14 protein-coding genes are annotated in these 17,793 nt (G+C 66.0%); 10 read left to right on the top strand and 4 right to left on the bottom strand.

What is annotated here, in order from left to right; genetic code table 11:
- Positions 1-2 precede the first annotated feature (2 nt).
- The 5 genes from AAG816_RS25965 to fhuB (AAG816_RS25945) all read left to right on the top strand — a co-directional run bounded on the left by AAG816_RS25965 (position 3) and on the right by fhuB (AAG816_RS25945) (position 6,874).
- Positions 3-437 (top strand): sigma-70 family RNA polymerase sigma factor, encoded by a 435-nt coding sequence (locus AAG816_RS25965; RefSeq protein ID WP_341992615.1) that lies wholly within the window; start codon positions 3-5, stop codon positions 435-437.
- Positions 438-483: 46 nt separating this feature from the next.
- Positions 484-1,434 (top strand): FecR family protein, encoded by a 951-nt coding sequence (locus AAG816_RS25960; protein ID WP_341992614.1) that lies wholly within the window; start codon positions 484-486, stop codon positions 1,432-1,434.
- A gap of 265 nt (positions 1,435-1,699) precedes the next feature.
- A complete protein-coding gene (locus AAG816_RS25955) occupies positions 1,700-3,964 on the top strand; it encodes a TonB-dependent receptor (RefSeq protein ID WP_341992613.1) in 2,265 nt (754 codons plus the stop codon).
- A 23-nt stretch (positions 3,965-3,987) separates the two neighbouring features.
- Positions 3,988-4,896, top strand: coding sequence for an ABC transporter substrate-binding protein (locus AAG816_RS25950; protein WP_341992612.1), 909 nt, complete (start codon positions 3,988-3,990; stop codon positions 4,894-4,896).
- Positions 4,889-6,874, top strand: a complete 1,986-nt coding sequence (fhuB, locus tag AAG816_RS25945) for a Fe(3+)-hydroxamate ABC transporter permease FhuB (RefSeq protein WP_341992611.1) — start codon at positions 4,889-4,891, stop codon at positions 6,872-6,874. Before AAG816_RS25950 ends, fhuB (AAG816_RS25945) begins: the two co-directional genes overlap by 8 nt.
- Positions 6,875-6,949: 75 nt before the next feature.
- Here fhuB (AAG816_RS25945) and AAG816_RS25940 read toward each other — a convergent pair whose 3' ends face one another.
- The 3 genes from AAG816_RS25940 to AAG816_RS25930 form a co-directional block, all read right to left on the bottom strand.
- Complete coding sequence (locus AAG816_RS25940) at positions 6,950-7,717, bottom strand: ATP-binding cassette domain-containing protein (protein WP_341992616.1); 768 nt, start codon at positions 7,715-7,717, stop codon at positions 6,950-6,952.
- Positions 7,718-7,876: 159 nt separating this feature from the next.
- A complete protein-coding gene (locus tag AAG816_RS25935) occupies positions 7,877-9,598 on the bottom strand; it encodes a cyclic peptide export ABC transporter (RefSeq protein WP_341992610.1) in 1,722 nt (573 codons plus the stop codon).
- Positions 9,595-9,990: an iron chelate uptake ABC transporter family permease subunit gene (locus tag AAG816_RS25930; RefSeq protein WP_341992609.1), complete on the bottom strand. Its 396-nt coding sequence runs from the start codon at positions 9,988-9,990 to the stop codon at positions 9,595-9,597. The genes AAG816_RS25935 and AAG816_RS25930 overlap by 4 nt, the downstream gene beginning before the upstream one ends.
- A gap of 339 nt (positions 9,991-10,329) precedes the next feature.
- Between AAG816_RS25930 and AAG816_RS25925 the strand changes: the two genes are divergently transcribed.
- From AAG816_RS25925 to fhuB (AAG816_RS25905), 5 genes are all read left to right on the top strand, one after another.
- Entirely contained in the window at positions 10,330-10,845 is a 516-nt protein-coding gene (locus tag AAG816_RS25925; protein WP_341992608.1) for a sigma-70 family RNA polymerase sigma factor, read from the top strand.
- Positions 10,846-10,961: 116 nt separating this feature from the next.
- Positions 10,962-11,918 (top strand): FecR domain-containing protein, encoded by a 957-nt coding sequence (locus AAG816_RS25920; RefSeq protein WP_341992607.1) that lies wholly within the window; start codon positions 10,962-10,964, stop codon positions 11,916-11,918.
- A 146-nt stretch (positions 11,919-12,064) separates the two neighbouring features.
- A complete protein-coding gene (locus AAG816_RS25915) occupies positions 12,065-14,500 on the top strand; it encodes a TonB-dependent siderophore receptor (protein ID WP_341992606.1) in 2,436 nt (811 codons plus the stop codon).
- 50 nt (positions 14,501-14,550) lie between these two features.
- Entirely contained in the window at positions 14,551-15,471 is a 921-nt protein-coding gene (locus tag AAG816_RS25910; protein ID WP_341992605.1) for an ABC transporter substrate-binding protein, read from the top strand.
- Positions 15,464-17,482: a Fe(3+)-hydroxamate ABC transporter permease FhuB gene (gene fhuB, locus AAG816_RS25905; RefSeq protein ID WP_341992604.1), complete on the top strand. Its 2,019-nt coding sequence runs from the start codon at positions 15,464-15,466 to the stop codon at positions 17,480-17,482. Before AAG816_RS25910 ends, fhuB (AAG816_RS25905) begins: the two co-directional genes overlap by 8 nt.
- Before the next feature lie 80 nt (positions 17,483-17,562).
- On the opposite strand, the gene AAG816_RS25900 is transcribed toward fhuB (AAG816_RS25905), so the two are convergent.
- Positions 17,563-17,793: LysR substrate-binding domain-containing protein (locus AAG816_RS25900; protein ID WP_341992603.1), on the bottom strand; the 231-nt coding region annotated here is incomplete at its 5' end.

The raw sequence follows: 17,793 nt of genomic DNA, 5'->3' as shown, positions 1-17,793 counted from the left end.
GGCTGCGCAATCGGGAGGATGCTGCCGATGCGACGCAGGAAACGTTTCTGCGCATGCTGGCGCTGCCGCCGACCACCATCATCGAGAATCCGCAAGCCTACCTGTTCCAGGTTGCTCGATCTGTCGCGTGCGGCGTAACGGCACGAAGGGTGGCGGATGCGGGGCTCTTCGTCCCCGAGGCCGCCGGCCTCGACGCCGCCGATGACACGCCCGGCCAGGAGCGCATTGTCGCCGCTCGCCAGGGTCTGGTGCTCATGGCGCGCGCCATCCACCAACTGCCCAACCGCTGCCAGGCGGTGTTCATTCTGAGCCGCCTGCACGGCCTGCCGAATGGCGACATCGCCACCCGTCTCGGCATCTCGCGGAACATGGTGGAAAAGCATATCATCCGCGCGCTGCTGGCTTGCCGCAAGGTGCGGGGCGAGCTTTCCATCTGAGCCGGCCGGCGGACCGGGACGTGTCGTCGGCGTGCAGGAAACCCACATGGCGGACGCCGCACATCAAGCCGACGAGGACCGCGTCGCCGAGGCGGCGGCAGGATGGGTCGCGCGCCTCCAGTCGAGCGACGCGACCGAGCAGGACCGCCGGAACTTCGCCGCCTGGGTGCGCATGAGCCCGTCGCATGGGGCTGCATTCGAGGAACTCCGTTCCCTCTGGGCCGACCTCAAGCACGTGCCGCTGGAGCCTGAGGGCCGCAAGCCGGTGCTCTCCCGCCGCGCTGCCATCGGCAACATCGTCGCCCTCGGCGTCATCGCAGGGCTGGCGACCACCGCCTACCGGATGGGGTTTCTGGATCGCCTGCGGGCGGATCACTATACGGCCGTGGGCGAAGTGAGGCGCATCACGCTCGACGACGGCACACGGGTCGATCTCAATACGGACAGCGCGATCGCGGTGCGTTATACGGCTGCCGAGCGGCGTGTCCTGCTGCTGCGGGGCGAGGCCTTCTTCACCGTCGCCAAAAATCCCACGCGGCCCTTTGTGGTGGACGATGGGGTGTTGAACGCCACCGCTCTCGGCACCCAGTTTGCCATGCGCCGCGCCGATGGCGACATGGCCGGTGATGTCAGTGTGGAGGAGGGGCGCGTGGCGGTGGTGCACGCGCAGGACCGCGTGATCCTCGGCCCTGGCGACGTGGCCCGAATTTCCGGCGGGGACCGCCTGTCGGTCAGCCGCTCCGATGTGGCCAGCGACACCGCATGGCGCCAAGGCAAGCTGGTCTTTTCCGGCCAGCCCCTGCGCGACGTCCTGGCGACGCTGCGCCGCTACCGGCACGGTGAGATCATCATCCTCGACGAGGCCGCGGCCAACCAGAAGGTCTCCGGCATCTTCGATCTGGCCGATACGGACGAGGCCCTGGCTGTGCTGGGCGAAAGCCTGCCCGTCCGCATCACCCGCGTCACAGGCATGATGGTGCTGGTCGGCTCCCGCTAAAAAAGTGCACCGGGCACGTCAGGAGGTGGCCCGCTTTCCGCTCTTAGTCATCAGGAGGCGTGTGAGGCCTCCCGATGGAGAAGGTGGGGAGATCGGGATGGCGGGTTTCAGACGAGAACGTTCCGCAGTGGCGGGTGTGGCGCTGGCGGGTCTCTGGCTCCTGTCCTCCACTATGCTGGCACGGGCGCAGGTAAGTGCAGCGTCCACTGCCGCCGGCCCGAGCCTCGCCTTATCGGTACCGGCAGGGCCGCTGGAAGGCGGTATCTTGAACCTCGGGCGCCAGGCGAACCTGCGCATGCTCTATCCCAGCAGCCTGACAACGGGAAAGCAGACGCGCGGCGTGAGCGGCCAGATGACCGGAGCGCAGGCGGTGGGGCGGCTGCTGGAGGGCACCAGCCTCAGCTACAGCTTCAGCGGAGCCAATGTGGTGCGCATCTTCGATCCGGCAGTCACCGGACCGGATGGCCGTGCTGCCGCCGGTGGGGAAATCGCACTTGAAACGGTGGACGTGGAAGGCAATGCGCTGCCGCCGCCTTATGCCGGCGGGCAGGTGGCCACCGGCGACCGCCTCGGCATCCTCGGCAATCGCGACTTCATGGACGCGCCCTTCAACGTCATTTCCTACACATCGAAGACCATTACCGACCAGCAGGCGCGCACTATCGCCGACGTGACGAAGAACGATCCCTCGGTGCGCACCACCTGGGCGGATGGCAGCTATTCCAATCAGTTCGTCATTCGGGGCTTCCCGGTCGCCAATACTGACATCGCGATCAATGGCCTCTACGGCCTCGTGCCCTATCAGATGGCGGGCACGGCCTGGGTGGAGCGGGTGGAAATCCTCAAGGGTCCGAGTGCTTTCATCATGGGCATGCCGCCCGGCGGCAGCGTCGGCGGCACGGTCAACCTCACCACCAAGCATGCGACGGCCGACGACATCACCCGGCTGACGCTCGGTTATGCCTCGAACAGCCAGTTCGGCGGCGGCTTCGACGTCTCCCGGCGCTATGGCGACGACAAGCAGTTCGGCGTGCGGGTGAACGGCGCCTACAGCAATGGCGACGCCCCGGTGGATGGCCAGAGCAACGAACTGGGCCAAGCCGCCTTGGCGCTTGATGCCCGCAATGATCGCGCGCGCTTCTCGGCGGACATCATCTATCAGAAGAACTATGCCGATAACCCGAGCCGCCCGGTATATGTTCGGGCGGGGGCGGTCCCGGTGCCCGCCGCGCCTTCAGCCTCGGCAAACCTCGGGCAGAGCTATTACTTCGCGGACGGCAAGGATCTTCTCGGCATCGTGCGGGCCGAGGTGGATATCACCGACAATATCACCGTCTATGCAACTCTAGGGGGCCGCAAGAACGACTTCCTCGGCCTCTACAACTTCAGCTATCTGACCAATTCCTACGGGGCGTTCGACGCCAACGTCTATTACCAGCCGAGCAACAATTCGACGATCACCGGCGAAACCGGCGTGCGGGCCAATTTCCAGACCGGCGAACTGCGGCACGAACTGGTGGTGAGCTATTCCGGCTTGCAGAGCGAGCTTGGCGTGGTCGCGCCCGTGGTCGCCACCTATCGCGGCAACATCTACGCGCCGCCGGTGGTCGCCCCGCCGAACCTTGCCGGCCGCGCCTCGTCAGCGCCGAAGACGAGCACGTCTACCCTGTCCAGCGCTGCGGTGGCGGACAGTGTCTATGCCTTCCAGGACCGTGTGCAGCTCATTCTCGGCGCGCGCTACCAGAGCGTCTTGCAGGAAGGCTGGAGCTCCACCACGGGTGCGCGCACCTCGCGCTATGATGCGGACGCCGTCACCCCGGCGGTGGGCATCGTGGTCAAGCCATGGGAGAAGGTCTCCCTCTACGCCAATTATGTGGAAGGCCTCAGCCAGGGGCCGGTAGCGCCAGCGGGCGCGACCAATGTGGGCCAGATCTTCGCGCCCATCCAGTCGAAGCAATATGAGGCGGGCGTGAAGGTGGACTTCGGGCGGGTCACGGCCACGCTGAGTGCCTTCCAGATCGAACAGCCCAACGGCATTCTCAACACCACCACCAATTATTACGACGTGGATGGCGAAGTTAGGAACCGGGGGATCGAGCTGAACGTCTTCGGTGCGCTGACCGAGCAATTGCGCGTCCTGGGTGGCGTCGCCTTCATGGACGGCGTGCAGACCAAGACCGCCGGTGACGTTTATAATGGCAACGCTGCCGTAGGCATTCCCGATGTCCAGCTCAACATCGGCGCGGAATGGGATCTGCCCTTCCTGAAGGGCCTCACCCTGACCGGGCGCTATATCTACACTTCCTCGCAATATGCCAGTGTGGACAACATCCAGAGCATTCCCGACTGGAACCGCACGGATGTGGGCGCGCGCTATGTGTTCGAGCGTCCGGGCGGCAAGCCCGTCACCATCCGCGCCAACGTCGAGAACGTGTTCAACGCGAGCTACTGGGCTGCGGCCTCCTCCAGCTTCGGCCTCGCGCGCGGCGCGCCGCGCACCTACCTGGTCTCGACCACGTTCGATTTTTGATCCGGCGCGGGGGGCGCCAACGCATGCGGGCCGGCGGGGAGGGACTGAGCCGCAGGATCTGCCTTGCGGGGCTCCTGTCGGCGGTGCTGTGCCCGCTGCCTGACCTCGCCCACGCAGGGGCCATGCCCCACGTGGCGGCGGTGGATTGGGCGGGGGCGGAGAGCCTGCTGGCCTTCGGCGCCGTGCCGCTTGCCGTATCGGATGCTGCAACCTACCGGGAATGGCTGCCGGACATCGCCCTGCCGGCGGGGGTGCCGGATCTTGGCTCGCGCGCGGAGCCGAACGTGGAACTGCTGACCGCGCTCCGGCCCGACCTGATCCTCGTCTCCAACTGGCAGGCGAACCTGAGGGGCGTGCTGGGCGGCATCGCGCCCATCGAAATCGTCTCCATCATCGTGCCGCGCACCGATCCGCTGGAGAATGCCCGCACCGCCTTGCGCACCCTGTCCGCACGCCTTGGCCGCGAGGTTAAGGCCGAAGCCTATCTCGCGACCTTCGAAAGCTCGCTCGACGACTTGGCGCGGGCGATGCCGGATCGAGCGCGGGAGCGCCCCGTGTATGTGGGCGTGCTGCACGAGGCCGGCACGCAGATCTTCCTCTATGGTCCAGGCAGTTGGGTGCAGCCGCTCATGCTTCGGCTCGGCCTGCGCAATGCACTGACACGCCCGACGTCCGTCTTCGGCAACGCGCTGGTCGATCTCGCCGAACTGGCAGCCTCGCCCGATGCCGTGCTGCTCTATCTCGACCAGGGCCAGCGCACGCGGCGGGCCGAGCGCGCGCTGGCCCGCAGCACGCTGTGGCAGACGCTGCCCATGGTCCGCGAAGGACGGGTCCGCGCCATCGCGCCCTTCTATGCCCTCGGCGGCATCCCATCCGCCTGGCGCTGCGCGCGCCTGCTCCATGGCGCCCTGGCGCAACCCGCCCGTGGCTAGCGTCCTGCGGCGTCCGGCAGGCCCGGGCCTGAGCCTGCTGCCGTGCCTCGCCGCGGGGCTCGCGCTGGCCGCGCTGGTGCTGAGCGTCGCGCATCTCATTGCCCTTCTGCCGGCGGCAGAATGGGCCGGCGCTCTGGCCGGCACCCGGCGGGATGTGCCGGCGCTGGTCTTCGCGGACATGGCCGTGCCGCGCATCGTCGTCTGCTGGCTGGTGGGGGCGAGCCTCGGCATTGCGGCGGTGCTGTTCCAGCGCGTGCTGCGCACGCCGCTGGCGGACAGCGGGACGCTCGGGGTCGCTCCCGGCGCCTATCTGGCGCTTGCCCTTTGCTCGGTGTTCGCCCCGGACCTCCTCGATCACGGGCAGGAGGCCGTCGCCCTGGCCGGCGCGGGAGGCGCCGCCCTGCTGGTGCTGACGCTCGCACGGCGAACCGGCTTCTCCTCCACATCCATCATTCTCACGGGGCTCACCGTGAGCCTGTTGTGCGGTTCGGCAGGGGCGGCGCTGGCCATCCTGAACCATGAGACCCTGACCGGCCTCTTCATCTGGCAAAGTGGCGCGATGGTGCAGAGTGGCTGGGGCAACGTGCTGTCCCTCCTGCCGCGCCTCTGTTTGCTCGCCATTTTTTTGTTCGCCATCCGCCGCCCGTTGGAGACGCTGGCGCTGGGCGACGAACAGGCGGGGGCGCTCGGCGTGCCAGTGCGCCTGTTGCGCGGCGTGGTGCTGCTGATCGCTGTCGCGCTGGCCGCGTCCTGCGTGAGCGCAGTGGGGGTCATCGGCTTCGTGGGGCTTGCCGCTGCCAATCTGGCGCGGCTCATGGGCGCGCGAACTTTGCGGCAGGGTTTGATCTGGGCGGGGCTGCTCGGCGCCCTGCTGCTCTGGCTCACGGACCAGATCGTCCAGCAGCCGGCCGTGTTCAGGGGGAGCCTGCCCACCGGCAGCGCCGCCGCCCTCCTCGGCGCGCCGCTCCTGCTCATCCTGGTGCTGCACCGGCGCGGGGCCGCGGGCGAGCCCTTGCCCGCCGCCGCCCATGGCGGTGCACGCGTGGCGCGGCCCGCCGCGGTCCTGTTCGCACTTACGGTCGGGCTGGGGCTTCTTGTGGCGATGTCGCTGCTCTGGGGGAAGGGTGTCGGCGGATGGCAGGCGGCTTCGGTAGACGTGATCGGACTCCGCCTGCCGCGGGTGCTCGCCGCGGCCGGGGCCGGCGCCATGCTCGGGGTGGCGGGCGTGCTCATGCAGCGCATGACCGGCCATCCCATGGCGAGCCCGGAGGTGCTCGGCGTCGGGCCCGGCGCGGCCCTGGGCGTGGTGCTGCTGTTCTTCGCATCGCCATCCCTGCCGGCCGGGGCGATGACCGGCGCGGCGCTGGCGGGGGCCGCTGCCGCATTTGGCGTCGTCCTGCTGCTGAGCGGCGGTGCCGCTGCGCCCGCCCGCATTCTGCTCGGGGGCATGGCGCTCGCCACGCTGTTCAGCGCTTGCGCCTCCGTGCTGCTCGCCAGTGGAGATCCGCGCGCCTCCGCGTTGCTCGCCTGGATGTCCGGCTCCACCTATCGCGTCACCTTCGCCGACGCCATGCTCTGTCTCGGAGCGGCGGCGATGGTGATCGCCTGCTCATCCCTGACAGTGCGCTGGCTCGACATCCTGCCACTGGGAGCGGCCGGAGCGCGCGGGCTCGGCGTCGCATCGCGGTGGGCGCGCGTGATGCTGCTCCTGCTGACGGCGAGCGCCACCGCCGTCGCGACGCTGATCGTCGGTCCCCTGAGCTTCGTCGGCTTGATCGCCCCGCACATGGTGCGCAGCGCCGGCATCGCGCGGCCGCTGCAGCAGATCTGCGCGAGCGCCATCACCGGCGCGGGCCTGCTGGCGGCAGCGGATTTCATCGGCCGGAACCTGATCTTCCCATGGCAGGTGCCGGCCGGTTTGGTCTCCGCGCTCATCGGCGGCCCTATCTTCCTCTGGCTGCTCGCGAGGCGACGATGATGGCTGCGCGTTCTGTTTCCCTGACCGGTGGGGCCAACTGGTGTCGCGAGGGGGCGCCACCAACTGAGTCACTGCTCAGCGGACGAAGCTGATGGGCTTGCCCGTGTCCGGATGGGGCATCACCCCCATGGGAATGCCGTAGATCGCTTCCAGTTCCGCTTCGGTCATGATGGCCTCGGGCGCGCCACGGGCGATCAGCCTGCCGCCGTGAAGGGCAATGATCTCGTCGCAGAAGCGCGCCGCCATGTTGACGTCGTGCAGCACCACCACGACGCCGATCCCGCGTTCCGCCGACAGCCGGTGGACCAGGGCCAGGACCTCCATCTGGTGCGCCACGTCCAGGGCGGAAATCGGCTCGTCCAGCAGCAGGCATTCCGCATCCTGGGCCACCAGCATGGCCAGCCAGACGCGCTGGCGCTCGCCGCCCGACAGCGTATCGACGAGGCGGTCGGCGAACATCTCCACGTCGGTGAGCACCATGGCTTCGGCCACCTTGTCGCGATCCGTCTGGCCGAAGCGGCCGAGCGCGCCGTGCCAGGGATAGCGGCCCAGCGCCACCAGTTCCTTTACCAGCATGCCCGATGCCGGCGGCGTCTGCTGCGGCAGGTAGGCCACCTTGCGGGCGAAGGGCCGGTCGCCCCAATCCTTGAGCGCCTTGCCCTCGAACTGGATGGTGCCTGAGGTGGCCGGCTGCTGGCGCGCCAGCAGCTTCAGCAAGGTGGATTTGCCGGACCCATTATGCCCGATCAGCCCGACCACGCGCCGTGCGGGCAAAGCGAGCGTGAGCGGCTCCAGCAGCACCCGCTCGGGAATGGCGAAGCTCACGGCGTCGAGGGTGAACATCGAGAGGGCATCAGCGGACAGCCGGGTGGGTTCAGCCGCGGCGAAGGCGCGTTCGAGGAGGGGGATCATCATCGGCTCCGAAGGTTCGCCTGAGAATGGCCGTCGGCCGACTTTATGGCCGCGGGCGGGAAAGGGGAAAGGGAAGCGTCGCGTTCAAGATCACCGGGCGTCAGAGGATGCGTCTTCATCAGATGTCACCGGCAACACTGCGCCGGGTGGGGCGTCGACGACCAGCTGCCCCTCCTTCATGCGCAGGATGCGGTCCGCGATGCCGAAATAGCGGTCGTCATGGGAGATCACGATCAGCGTCTTGCCTTGCGCCTTCAGGCCGGGGAGCAAGTCCTCGTAAAAGGCGCGGCGGAAGTCCGGGTCCTGGTCGGCCGCCCATTCGTCGGTGACGATCACCGGCCGATGCTCCAGATAGGCATGCACCAAGGCCAGGCGCTTGCGCTGGCCGGTGGACAGGTCGGTGGTGGAAAAACGCTCGCCCTCGACCCGCACCTTGTGAGCGATGCCCAGGCGCTCCAGATGCGGCTGCGCCTCGCTGGGCAGGGCGCCGTAGACCAGATCGTCGAACAGATAATAATCGGAAAAGATGGTGGTGAAGAGCTGACGATAATCATCACGCCCGCCCGGCGTCACCGCCTTGCCCTCCAGGAGGATCATGCCCTCCTGCGGGGCATAGAGGCCCAGCAGCAGCTTGATCAGCGTCGTCTTGCCGGAGCCGTTGTCGCCGACGATGAACACCATCTCCCCGGCGCGGATCGTGAGGTCGATGGGCCCCAGGACGAAGGGGGTTGCCCCCGGCCGTGCGGGGAAGGCATAGGTGACGCCGCGCAGTTCGATCGACCGGATCGCCTGCGGCGTCACCGCGCTGCCGGCGGCCGCCGCAATGGCCAGGCTCGGCTCGCGCTGGTCGAGTTCCGCCGACAGCTCGGCGATGCGTGCGAACGACACCCGCGCCTGGTCCAGCACCGGCAAGGCACCGGCGATCTGGGCGATGGGGCCTTTGACGTAGAGCAGCACGATCACCGCCCCGCTGATCACCTGCGCATCGATGCCGAGGCGGTGGCGGAACGCCAGCAGCAGCCCGATGACCACGAAGAACACCGCCGAACCCGCCGCATCGGTGATCCAGAACAGCCGCATGGCCCGGCTCTTGAGCGTGGCGATGCGGTCCGCCGCCCCCGCCAGAAGGGTGCCGTGGACACGGCTACGGCGCGGCCGGCTGATCTTCAGTTCCTTCGCACCCTCGGTGATGGCCCGGTATTGCTTGTGCAGGGTGTCCTGGGCGACCCGGACCTCCTCGTAGTCGCGAATCCAGGTGCGCTTGGCGATGATGTTGATGCCGATGCCGATGGCCAGCGAGGCCAGAGCCACAAGGAACACCAGCGGTGACAGCATGAGCAGATAGGCAAAGCTCCCCAGGATGGTGGCAAGCGCGATGGCATATCCGGAAAAGTTGAAGGTGAAGGCGGAAACGGTATCCACATCGCCGGTCAGCACCGCCATCAGGCGATGGGCGCGATAGGTCTCGATCGTGGCGACGGGCGCGCGCAGGATGCGCGCGGAAATGTCCTTGCGCAGCGCCGCGATGATCTTCTGCCCGATGATGGAGTTGAGCGTGCCGGCGATGGCGGTGCCGCCCACGCTCAGGGCACACAGGCCGGCGAAGCCCGCCAGCAGCGACCAGGCGGCATCGTCGGGTTGATGCAGGGCGCCGTTGATGGTTGCCAGCAGCCAGGCGGTGGCGATGCCGCCCAGCGCTCCCACGAAGGTGCCGAACACGGCCAACGCCAGGAACGGTTGCAGAAGGCGCAGCGCCTCCCGCGCCAGGGGCGCCAGATCGTGCCCCCGCGGGGAAGAGGACGCCTCGCTCATGCGCCGCCTCGCCCCAGCAGCCACAGGTCATAAGGCGCCCTGAGGAGCGTCGCCATGCGGCCGGTCGGGACCTGCCAGGGAAACAGCATGTTGCGGCCAAGCCAGTCCGCCAGAACCATGATCAGAGCCCCGGTCATCGCCGCAGCGAACAAATGCGGCAAGGGCCGCTGGACACCGACCATCCGCACCCTGTGGGGCGCCATGAGGCCGACAAAGCTCAGGGGGCCGACGATGAGCGTCGCCGTCGCGGTCAGAATAGCCGTCATCACCAGGATGACCAGCCGCGCCGCCGCGACATTTACTCCCGTGGCCCGCGCACGGGGCGCGCCGAGCGGCAGAAGATCGCGCCAGCATGATGCTCCCGCACCCGAGGTGTTGCGCACCTGATGCATGCTCTTGGTCCAAAAAACAAATATTCCGAGTGGTGTGTGGGGGCCTGCCGACGGGGGGTGCTGCGGTATAAAAAGCCGATCTGGGCCGGCCGGTCCTTTTAAGACTGGCGACGGCGATGTGACGGCTCCAGTCAGGACGTAAAGTTGGCGCTGCGATGTTCTCCATGTCGAGACGTGGATGTGTCATTCTGGAAGTCATCTAAAGTGTTGATGTTGCGTGGGAATGTTCCTTGCGATAAGGGTATTTGAATTCGCTGATCTTGCTCGCCAGCTTCCTGTTGGAAGCTCGGAGGTAGACAAGGCGCCCCGAGGTTCATTTTAGCGTGCGAACGGTCAGAGATGTCAGCCTGGCGCAGCATTGTGGAGACGCTGTTCGTTGCCCACCGCCGTCAGCTCATAGCGATGGTGCGCAAGCAGGTCGGAAATCCAGACATCGCGGCCGATCTGGTGCAGGACGTCTTCACCCGCGTCCTGACCTCGGGTTCGAAGGGGGCCATCGACGATGATCGTCGTATCCTCTTCGCGTCTGCCCGGAATGCTGCTCTGGAGTACCACCGGAGCGAGAACCGTAGAGCCCGTCTGATGGATGGGATCATTCCGGAGCAGCGCATTACACACGAGCCGTCGCCGGAACTGGGCATGGAAGCAAAGGAGGCACTGCGCGCACTCGACCGCGCTCTGGCGGGCCTGTCGCCGCGGTGTCGGGATATTTTCCTGCTTCGCCGTGTCCACGGCTTGTCCAATGCCGAAATTGCCGAACGGCAAGGCATTTCCATCAACAGCGTTGAAAAGCACATTGCCCGCGCGCTACGCCATTGCCAGATCTATCTTGCAGACCCGGCCTCTGCAAAGTAGCCGGTCTCCTTGGTTGGACAGGCACGGCATTTTCGCTCTCGCCCGTTATGAAGTAGGCATGCACTCAAGAGTGTTGCGCGCCTGAAGACGTGACGGCGCAGGGAGCGGGCGAGCATATGAGGTCAGGCGACACTCCGACAGAAGCGCATCAGGACGCTGCCGCGCTTTGGCTGGCGAAGAAGACGGGCGGCTCCCTCTCACCGCGGGATGCCGCTGCGCTGGAGGATTGGCTCAACGCCGACCCCCGTCATCGCCGTGCCTATGATGATGCGCGTGTCCTCTACGCCCAATTGGAAGCACCAGCGCGGCAGCTGGCGGCGCAATCCCGTAAGCAATGGTGGGGTTTCCCCTCCCTGCGACCACGTTGGAGCTGGGCGCTTGCCCCTGTTTTGCCGGCCTTCGCATTGCTCCTGCTCTGGTTGGTCAACCCGGCCTGGCTGGTGAACCAACAGGCCGATATTGTCACCTCACGCCAGGTTGTCTCCACGGTGACGTTGCCGGACGGATCCCTGGCGCGGCTTGGAGCGGACACGGCCCTGAAGCTTGATTTTCAGCACGGCCGGCGGCGCGTCAGTTTGCTCCGTGGCGAAGCATATTTCGAGGTGCAGCACGGTGGTGCCGGTGTATTCACCGTCGCTGCCAATGGCGATGAGATCCGCGATATCGGCACCAAGTTCAACATCGACATCGTCGGGCGCCGCACCGACGTGGTGGTGACAGAAGGCGCAGTCGAGGTTCAGGGCGGCACGGACGCGACTGCCACCAAGGTCTCTCAAGGCCATCAGGTGGCCGTCAGGGACGGATACTCAGGCCGCGTGGAAGTGGCCGATACCGACATCGCCTTGTCCTGGATGTCCGGTCGCCTCGTCGTCCAGGGCGCTACAATCGAAGAGGTGGCTACCGCCCTGCAACGCCATGGAAGCGGTCGTATCCTTGTTCGAAGCGGATTGGCCGAACGCCGTGTATCCGGGACCTTCCCGCTGACGGATGTGGGCGAATCTCTCGCCACGATCGCCGAAGCGGTGGATGGCAGCATCCTTCACGCGACCTCGTTCCTGACCATCCTCTATTGAGACGGCCCTCCGGCTGCAGCAGCCGGGCCACACATCGTCTGCATCCGTGAAAAATGTGCGCCGACAGGCACGGCGGCGCCTGCGCCACCCGTTGACCTTATGAGGCCATGAAAGTGGCGGCGTGCAAGACGGTGGGAGCCGGACGGATGATGGAGCTGATGCAACGGCGCAAGCGCATGCTGGCAGTCTGCCTTCTGGGCACAACCGCCATCTTCATGGCGGCGCCGCAATCCGCGCATGCGCAAGCGGCCGTTGCGGCATCGGCACCGAACCTTGTGAGCTACGCGTTTAATATCTCATCCAAATCGCTGGCAGCCGCGATCGCCGAAGTGGGGGCCGTGAGCGGCTGGCGCATTGCTTACCCATTCACCTTGTCGCCCAATCAGCGAAGCAAGCCACTGTCCGGCTCCATGACCGTTCCTCAGGCCGTCTCGCAATTGCTGGCGGGCACAGGGTACACGCTGCGCATCAGCGGCCGGGATTCCATCCTGCTGGTCGATCCCAAGCAGGCCACTGGCGGGGCGGAGGGGGGCATCAAGCTCGATACCATCGACGTTTCTGGACAGGCAGAGACAGCGTGGGGCCCAGTGGTCGGTTATGTGGCCAAGCAAAGCGCCACAGGCTCAAAGACCGACACGCCGCTCGTCGAGGTGCCGCAAGCGGTCTCCGTCGTTACCCGGGATCAGATGCAGCAGCAAGACGCGCAGAATCTCAAGCAGGCTTTGAGGTACACCTCTGGCGTCGCATCCGATACGCGCAGTGCATTCGGCGGTTACGACATCATGTATTCGCGCGGTTTCGTCCTGGACCGTTTCCTGGATGGTCTCAAGGTGGGAGGCGGCGCAGGTTATACCGTGACACAGATCGAGCCTTATGGTCTTGAACGGTTGGAGGTTCTGCACGGGCCGGCGTCTGTCCTCTATGGCGCGTCCTCGCCGGGCGGCCTGGTGAATGCCGTCAGCAAGCGGCCGCTGGATACGCCGCTCCGCGAGGTCCAGGTGCAGACTGGGAATTTTGACCGCTTGCAGGGGGCGTTCGACTTCAGCGGCCCGGTCAATCCAGACAAAACATTGCTCTATCGCATCACCGGCCTTGCACGCGAGGTCGATTCACAGGTGGATTACACAAAAGAGGAGCGCTATTACATCGCGCCTGCTCTCACCTGGCGGCCCAACGCCGACACCTCGCTGACGGTGCTGGCGACACTCCAGAGTGATCCCCACGTGGGCCTTTATGGCCTCGTGCCGGCCAACGGCTCGGTTTTGCAGAACCCTTATGGGCAGATACCGCGCAGCCGCTTCCTGGGTGATCCAAATTATAACGAGAATAGCCGCGACCAAGCCTCCATCGGCTACATCTTCGAGCACCGTTTCGACGATGTCTGGCAGGTTCGGCAGAATGTGCGCTTCACCAACACGGAAGGCACGGTGAAGCAGGTGCTGCCGTTGTCCCTGAGCGCCAACAATTACACGCTGAACCGCTATGCGTTGTCGGACGTGGAGAGCATCAACAATCTGGCTGTCGACAATCAGGTGCAGGCAAATTTCACCACGGGTCCCTTCGCCCATACGGTCTTGTTCGGTCTGGATTATCAGAGGGTCTCGGACAGCGAGCGCCTGGGCCAGGCTCTGGCGCCATCCATCAACATCTTCAATCCTGTCTATTATCAGGCGATCACGACGCCCCCCACGGTCTCTGATACCAGCCAGGTGATGAACCAGGTGGGCCTCTATGCCCAGGACCAGGTCAAGTTCGACGGCTTCGTCTTCACCGTGAGCGGCAGGCAGGACTGGGTGAATGCGGAGACCACCAATTATCTGAAATCGCAGGTCACCTCCCAAGATCCGGAGGCCGCCACGTGGCGCGCGGGGCTCAACTATGTCTTCGACAATGGCGTGGCGCCTTATGTGAGCTATGCCACCTCGTTCCAGCCGACGCTGGGCACCGACATCAATGGCAATGCCTTCCAGCCGACCACCGGCCAGCAATATGAAGCCGGTATCAAGTATCAGCCGGTTGGGATGAATGCCCTTTTCACCGCGGCGGTGTTCAACCTCACCCAGCAGAACGTCCTGACCGTCGATCCCACCAACACAGCCTTCAACCAGCAGACCGGCGAAATCACGTCAAAAGGCATAGAGCTGGAAGGCAAAGCCAGCCTCGGCAACGGCCTCGATCTCTTGGCCTCCTACACCTACCTCCATGCAGAGGTGACGGCGAGCAACGGTACTGACCTTGGCAAAAGGCCGCTCAATGTGCCGGACCAGATGGCTTCACTTTGGGCATTCTACACCATCCAGGATGGCCCCTTGCTTGGCTTCGGTTTCGGCGGCGGGGTGCGCTATGTCGGCGAAACTGCGGGCAATACGGCCAACACGCTCATGGTGCCGGGTTATACGCTGGTGGACGCTGCGCTTCAGTATGATTTCGGGAAGCAATGGAGCCGGCTCTCGGGCCTGAAGTTCACGCTCAATGCCAGCAACTTGTTCGACAAGACCTATGTTTCCGAATGTAGCAATGCTGTGAACTGCCTTTATGGCACCGGCCGGACGGTGCTGGCGGGCATGAGGTATACTTGGTGACGTCAGATTTGCCCGCCGCCTCGTGGGTACCGGCGGGAGGCGGTGTCGGCATGAGCCGGCGCGGGGCGCTGTTGGGCGGGGTTGCCGCCGCCTTGGCCGGGATGGCAGTGCCGGCGTCTTTCGCTGCATCTGTCCCCGCGCGATCCGATGGCCAGATCGTAACGCTCGACTGGGCGTTGGCGGCGACGCTGATGGAGATGGGTCTGCAACCGGTCGGCGTGCCCGCACCGCGATGGTACGACCGCATTGTCGTCGAGCCGGCGCTGCCGGACGACGTGGTCGACGTGGGGTTGTTGTTCACCCCCAATTTCGAGCTTTTGCAGCAGATGGCGCCTGGGCTCATTCTCATCGGCCCCGGTCTGCGGTCCGCTGAGCCGATGCTGCGCAGGATCGCGCCGGTGGCGATGTTCGCATTGGCAGCGCCGGGTCCCAAGCCCTATGGGCGGGCCGAAGAGCAAACCCTTGCTCTTGCGGACCAACTGGGTCGGCGCGCGGCGGGCGAACGCTTCATTGCCGATGTCGCCGATCAACTCGCCGCCGCCCGCCGCCATCTTGCCGGACGGCAACGGCGACCGTTATGCGTCGCCAGCCTGGTGGATGATCGCCATGTGCGCATCTTCGGTGGCGACGGCCTGTTTCATGACGTCCTCGACCGGTTAGGGCTCATCGATGCCGGCGCCGAATTGGTGCCGCATGGCGAAGCGGCGACCCTCGGCCTGACGCAATTGGCCGGTCTGCCGGATGTTGAGCTTCTATGCGTGGCAGCGCCCGGCGCCGCAGCAGCCGGGATGGCACTGATGGAAAGCCCGATCTGGCAGGCGATGCCGTTCGCGCGACGGGGGCGGGTGAGTTTCATTCCATCCGTATCGACAGCTTCGGCGCTGCCGGGCGCCCTCCGGTTTGCGCGCCTCGTGCAGGAGGCATTCGCGACGGCCAAACTGGGCCGAAGTCCCGAGTCCAGTCGTGAATGAGGCCCCGACAGTCCTGGCGCCGCACTGGCGCCTGCTCACCGGCAGCCGGGTGACGACGCTGCTTCTTTTATGTGTGGTTGGGCTCGTCACCGCCAACTTTGCGCACCATTTGCCCGCAGCATTGTGGATGCGTGCCGCCCTTGCTCCCGCGCCCGACGATCTGGCGCAAGTCCTGTTTCATTTTGGCCTGCTGCCACGCCTGGCGGCCGCGCTGCTGTGCGGGGCGATGCTGGGGCTGGCAGGCGCGATCTTCCAGCAGGTGCTGCGCAATCCGCTGGCGGAACCCGCCACGGTGGGCGTCTCCGCAGGGGCCTATCTCGCGCTTGCGCTGGCGGGCTTCTTCGCGCCGGATCTCTTGCGCTGGGGACGGGAGTGGATCGCCTTCGCCGGGGGGGCGGGGGCAATGGGATTGGTTTTCGTGCTGGCCGCAGGTGGCGGTCTGTCGCCGCTGGCAGTGGTGCTCGGCGGCCTTGTGGTCAGCCTCACGTGCGGAGCCGTCGGTGCTGCATTGGCGCTGTTCCATGAACAGAGCATGACCGCCTTGTTGATCTGGAGCAGCGGATCACTCAGCCAGACAGGCTGGTCGGTGGTTGCGCGTCTCCTTCCGGCGCTTTTGCTGTCCGGCGTTGCTGCGGGCCTGATGGCACGTCCATTGCGGCTGCTTGAGCTCGATGACGGCTTTGCGGCCGCGCGAGGCCTGTCGCCGGGCCGCGTGAGATTGCTGCTGATTGGCATTGCGTTGGCGGCGAGCACGCTTGTGGTCAGCTCTGTCGGCATCATCGGCTTCGTTGGCCTGGCGGCTCCGACGCTTGCACGCCTTTGCGGCGCGCGGACGGTTCGGGCCCGCCTGCTTCTGGCAGCCGTGATCGGCGCGATCCTGCTATGTGGCGTGGATCAGGCCATCCAATGGTTCAGCGGCGAAGGCGCGCAAGTGCCGGCAGGTGCCATGACCGCCGTGTTGGGAGCTCCCCTGCTGGTGTGGCTCGTACCCCATGCGCGTGCGGCGGCACCGATGGCGCCGCAGGCATTCCGCGGCCGTGGCCGCCTGTCGCATCCCCGACGCTGGCTCCTGGTGGGCATGCTGCTGCTCGCGCTGGTGATGATCGTGAGCCTCCTTCTCGGGCGTGGCGCCGGCGGGATGACCTGGAGCGGTTGGTCGGAGGCTGCGGCCCTATTTTATTGGCGAGGTCCGCGCATGGTGGCGGCGGTCGCCGGGGGCATGATGCTCGCTGCCGCCGGGGTGCTCCTGCGGCGCCTCACCGGCAATGAGATGGCCAGCCCCGAGGTGCTCGGTGTCGGCGCCGGGGCCACCGTGGGCATCACTGTCCTTGTCCTGAGCCTGCCCTCCTATGGGCCGCTCATGCCCTTGGCTGCGGCGGCAGCAGGCGCGCTTGCGAGCATCGGAGCTCTCATGGTTCTGGCGCGCCGATCCAGCTTCGCGCCCTATCCGATGCTGATCACCGGCATTGCCCTGGGGAGCGGTGTGCAAGCCATCGTTGCCGCCCTCTTGGCCAGCGGGGACATTCGGATGTTCGCGGTCTTGCGCTGGTTGGCCGGTTCAACCTTCCTGGCGGGGCCGCGCGAGGCTGAGTTGGCGGCAGGCTGCGCCGCCGTTCTTCTCACCTTGGCCTTTTGTGCCGTCCGATGGCTGGATATCCTGCCCCTCGGCCCCGAGGCAAGCCAGGCTGCTGGCATCAATCTCCGGCGCGCCCGGCTGCTTCTGCTTCTGCTGAGCGCCGCATTGACCGGGTCCGCGACGGTGATCGTCGGCCCGATGAGTTTTGTGGGCCTGCTTGCACCCCAAATGGCGCTGATGGTGGGCTTCCGCAAAGCAGGCGCTCATCTGCTGGCCTCGCTCCTCATGGGTGCGGTGATCATGGCTGTAGCGGACTGGATGGGCCGATGGCTTCTGTTCCCCAACCAAATCCCCGCCGGCTTGCTGGCGACACTGATCGGAGCACCGTATTTCTTGCTGCTGATGCGCAAGAAGCCGCATCACGGAGGAATGTGATCCCGCGCGCATGCCCCAGACACCAGAGCCCGGCGCCAAACGGAATACACCAGAACCGAACAGGCGTCGGAGCTGTTACGTCATGGTTCGTGGGTGAATACGGCCGAGCGGTTGAATTTGATGAAGGCGCGCACCGCCGCGGATAGCTCGCTCTTGCGATGAGCAATCGCCAGCTCCGACATTGTCTGGATGCCGCGGATATTGCGGTACTGAACCCCAGGCAGTCTGAGGCAGTCGAGAGATTTTGGAACCAGCGCTATTCCCAGGCCGACGGCGACCATGCTGGCAATGGTCGTGAAGTCCCTGCCGGT

This window comes from Azorhizobium sp. AG788, assembly GCF_943371865.1.
GTDB lineage: Bacteria > Pseudomonadota > Alphaproteobacteria > Rhizobiales > Xanthobacteraceae > Azorhizobium.
Note: the sequence above shows the minus strand (reverse complement) of the source record. Positions and strands in the feature narration are given on the sequence as shown.

What these genes read in the sequence shown, in the direction of transcription:
- AAG816_RS25910 (WP_341992605.1), top strand. Translation starts at nt 14,551, where the DNA reads ATGAGCCGGCGCGGGGCGCTGTTGGGCGGGGTTGCCGCCGCCTTGGCC.
- AAG816_RS25960 (WP_341992614.1), top strand. Translation starts at nt 484, where the DNA reads ATGGCGGACGCCGCACATCAAGCCGACGAGGACCGCGTCGCCGAGGCG.
- AAG816_RS25940 (WP_341992616.1), bottom strand. Translation starts at nt 7,717, where the DNA reads ATGTTCACCCTCGACGCCGTGAGCTTCGCCATTCCCGAGCGGGTGCTG.
- AAG816_RS25915 (WP_341992606.1), top strand. Translation starts at nt 12,065, where the DNA reads ATGATGGAGCTGATGCAACGGCGCAAGCGCATGCTGGCAGTCTGCCTT.
- AAG816_RS25920 (WP_341992607.1), top strand. Translation starts at nt 10,962, where the DNA reads ATGAGGTCAGGCGACACTCCGACAGAAGCGCATCAGGACGCTGCCGCG.
- AAG816_RS25950 (WP_341992612.1), top strand. Translation starts at nt 3,988, where the DNA reads ATGCGGGCCGGCGGGGAGGGACTGAGCCGCAGGATCTGCCTTGCGGGG.
- AAG816_RS25935 (WP_341992610.1), bottom strand. Translation starts at nt 9,598, where the DNA reads ATGAGCGAGGCGTCCTCTTCCCCGCGGGGGCACGATCTGGCGCCCCTG.
- AAG816_RS25930 (WP_341992609.1), bottom strand. Translation starts at nt 9,990, where the DNA reads ATGCATCAGGTGCGCAACACCTCGGGTGCGGGAGCATCATGCTGGCGC.
- AAG816_RS25925 (WP_341992608.1), top strand. Translation starts at nt 10,330, where the DNA reads ATGTCAGCCTGGCGCAGCATTGTGGAGACGCTGTTCGTTGCCCACCGC.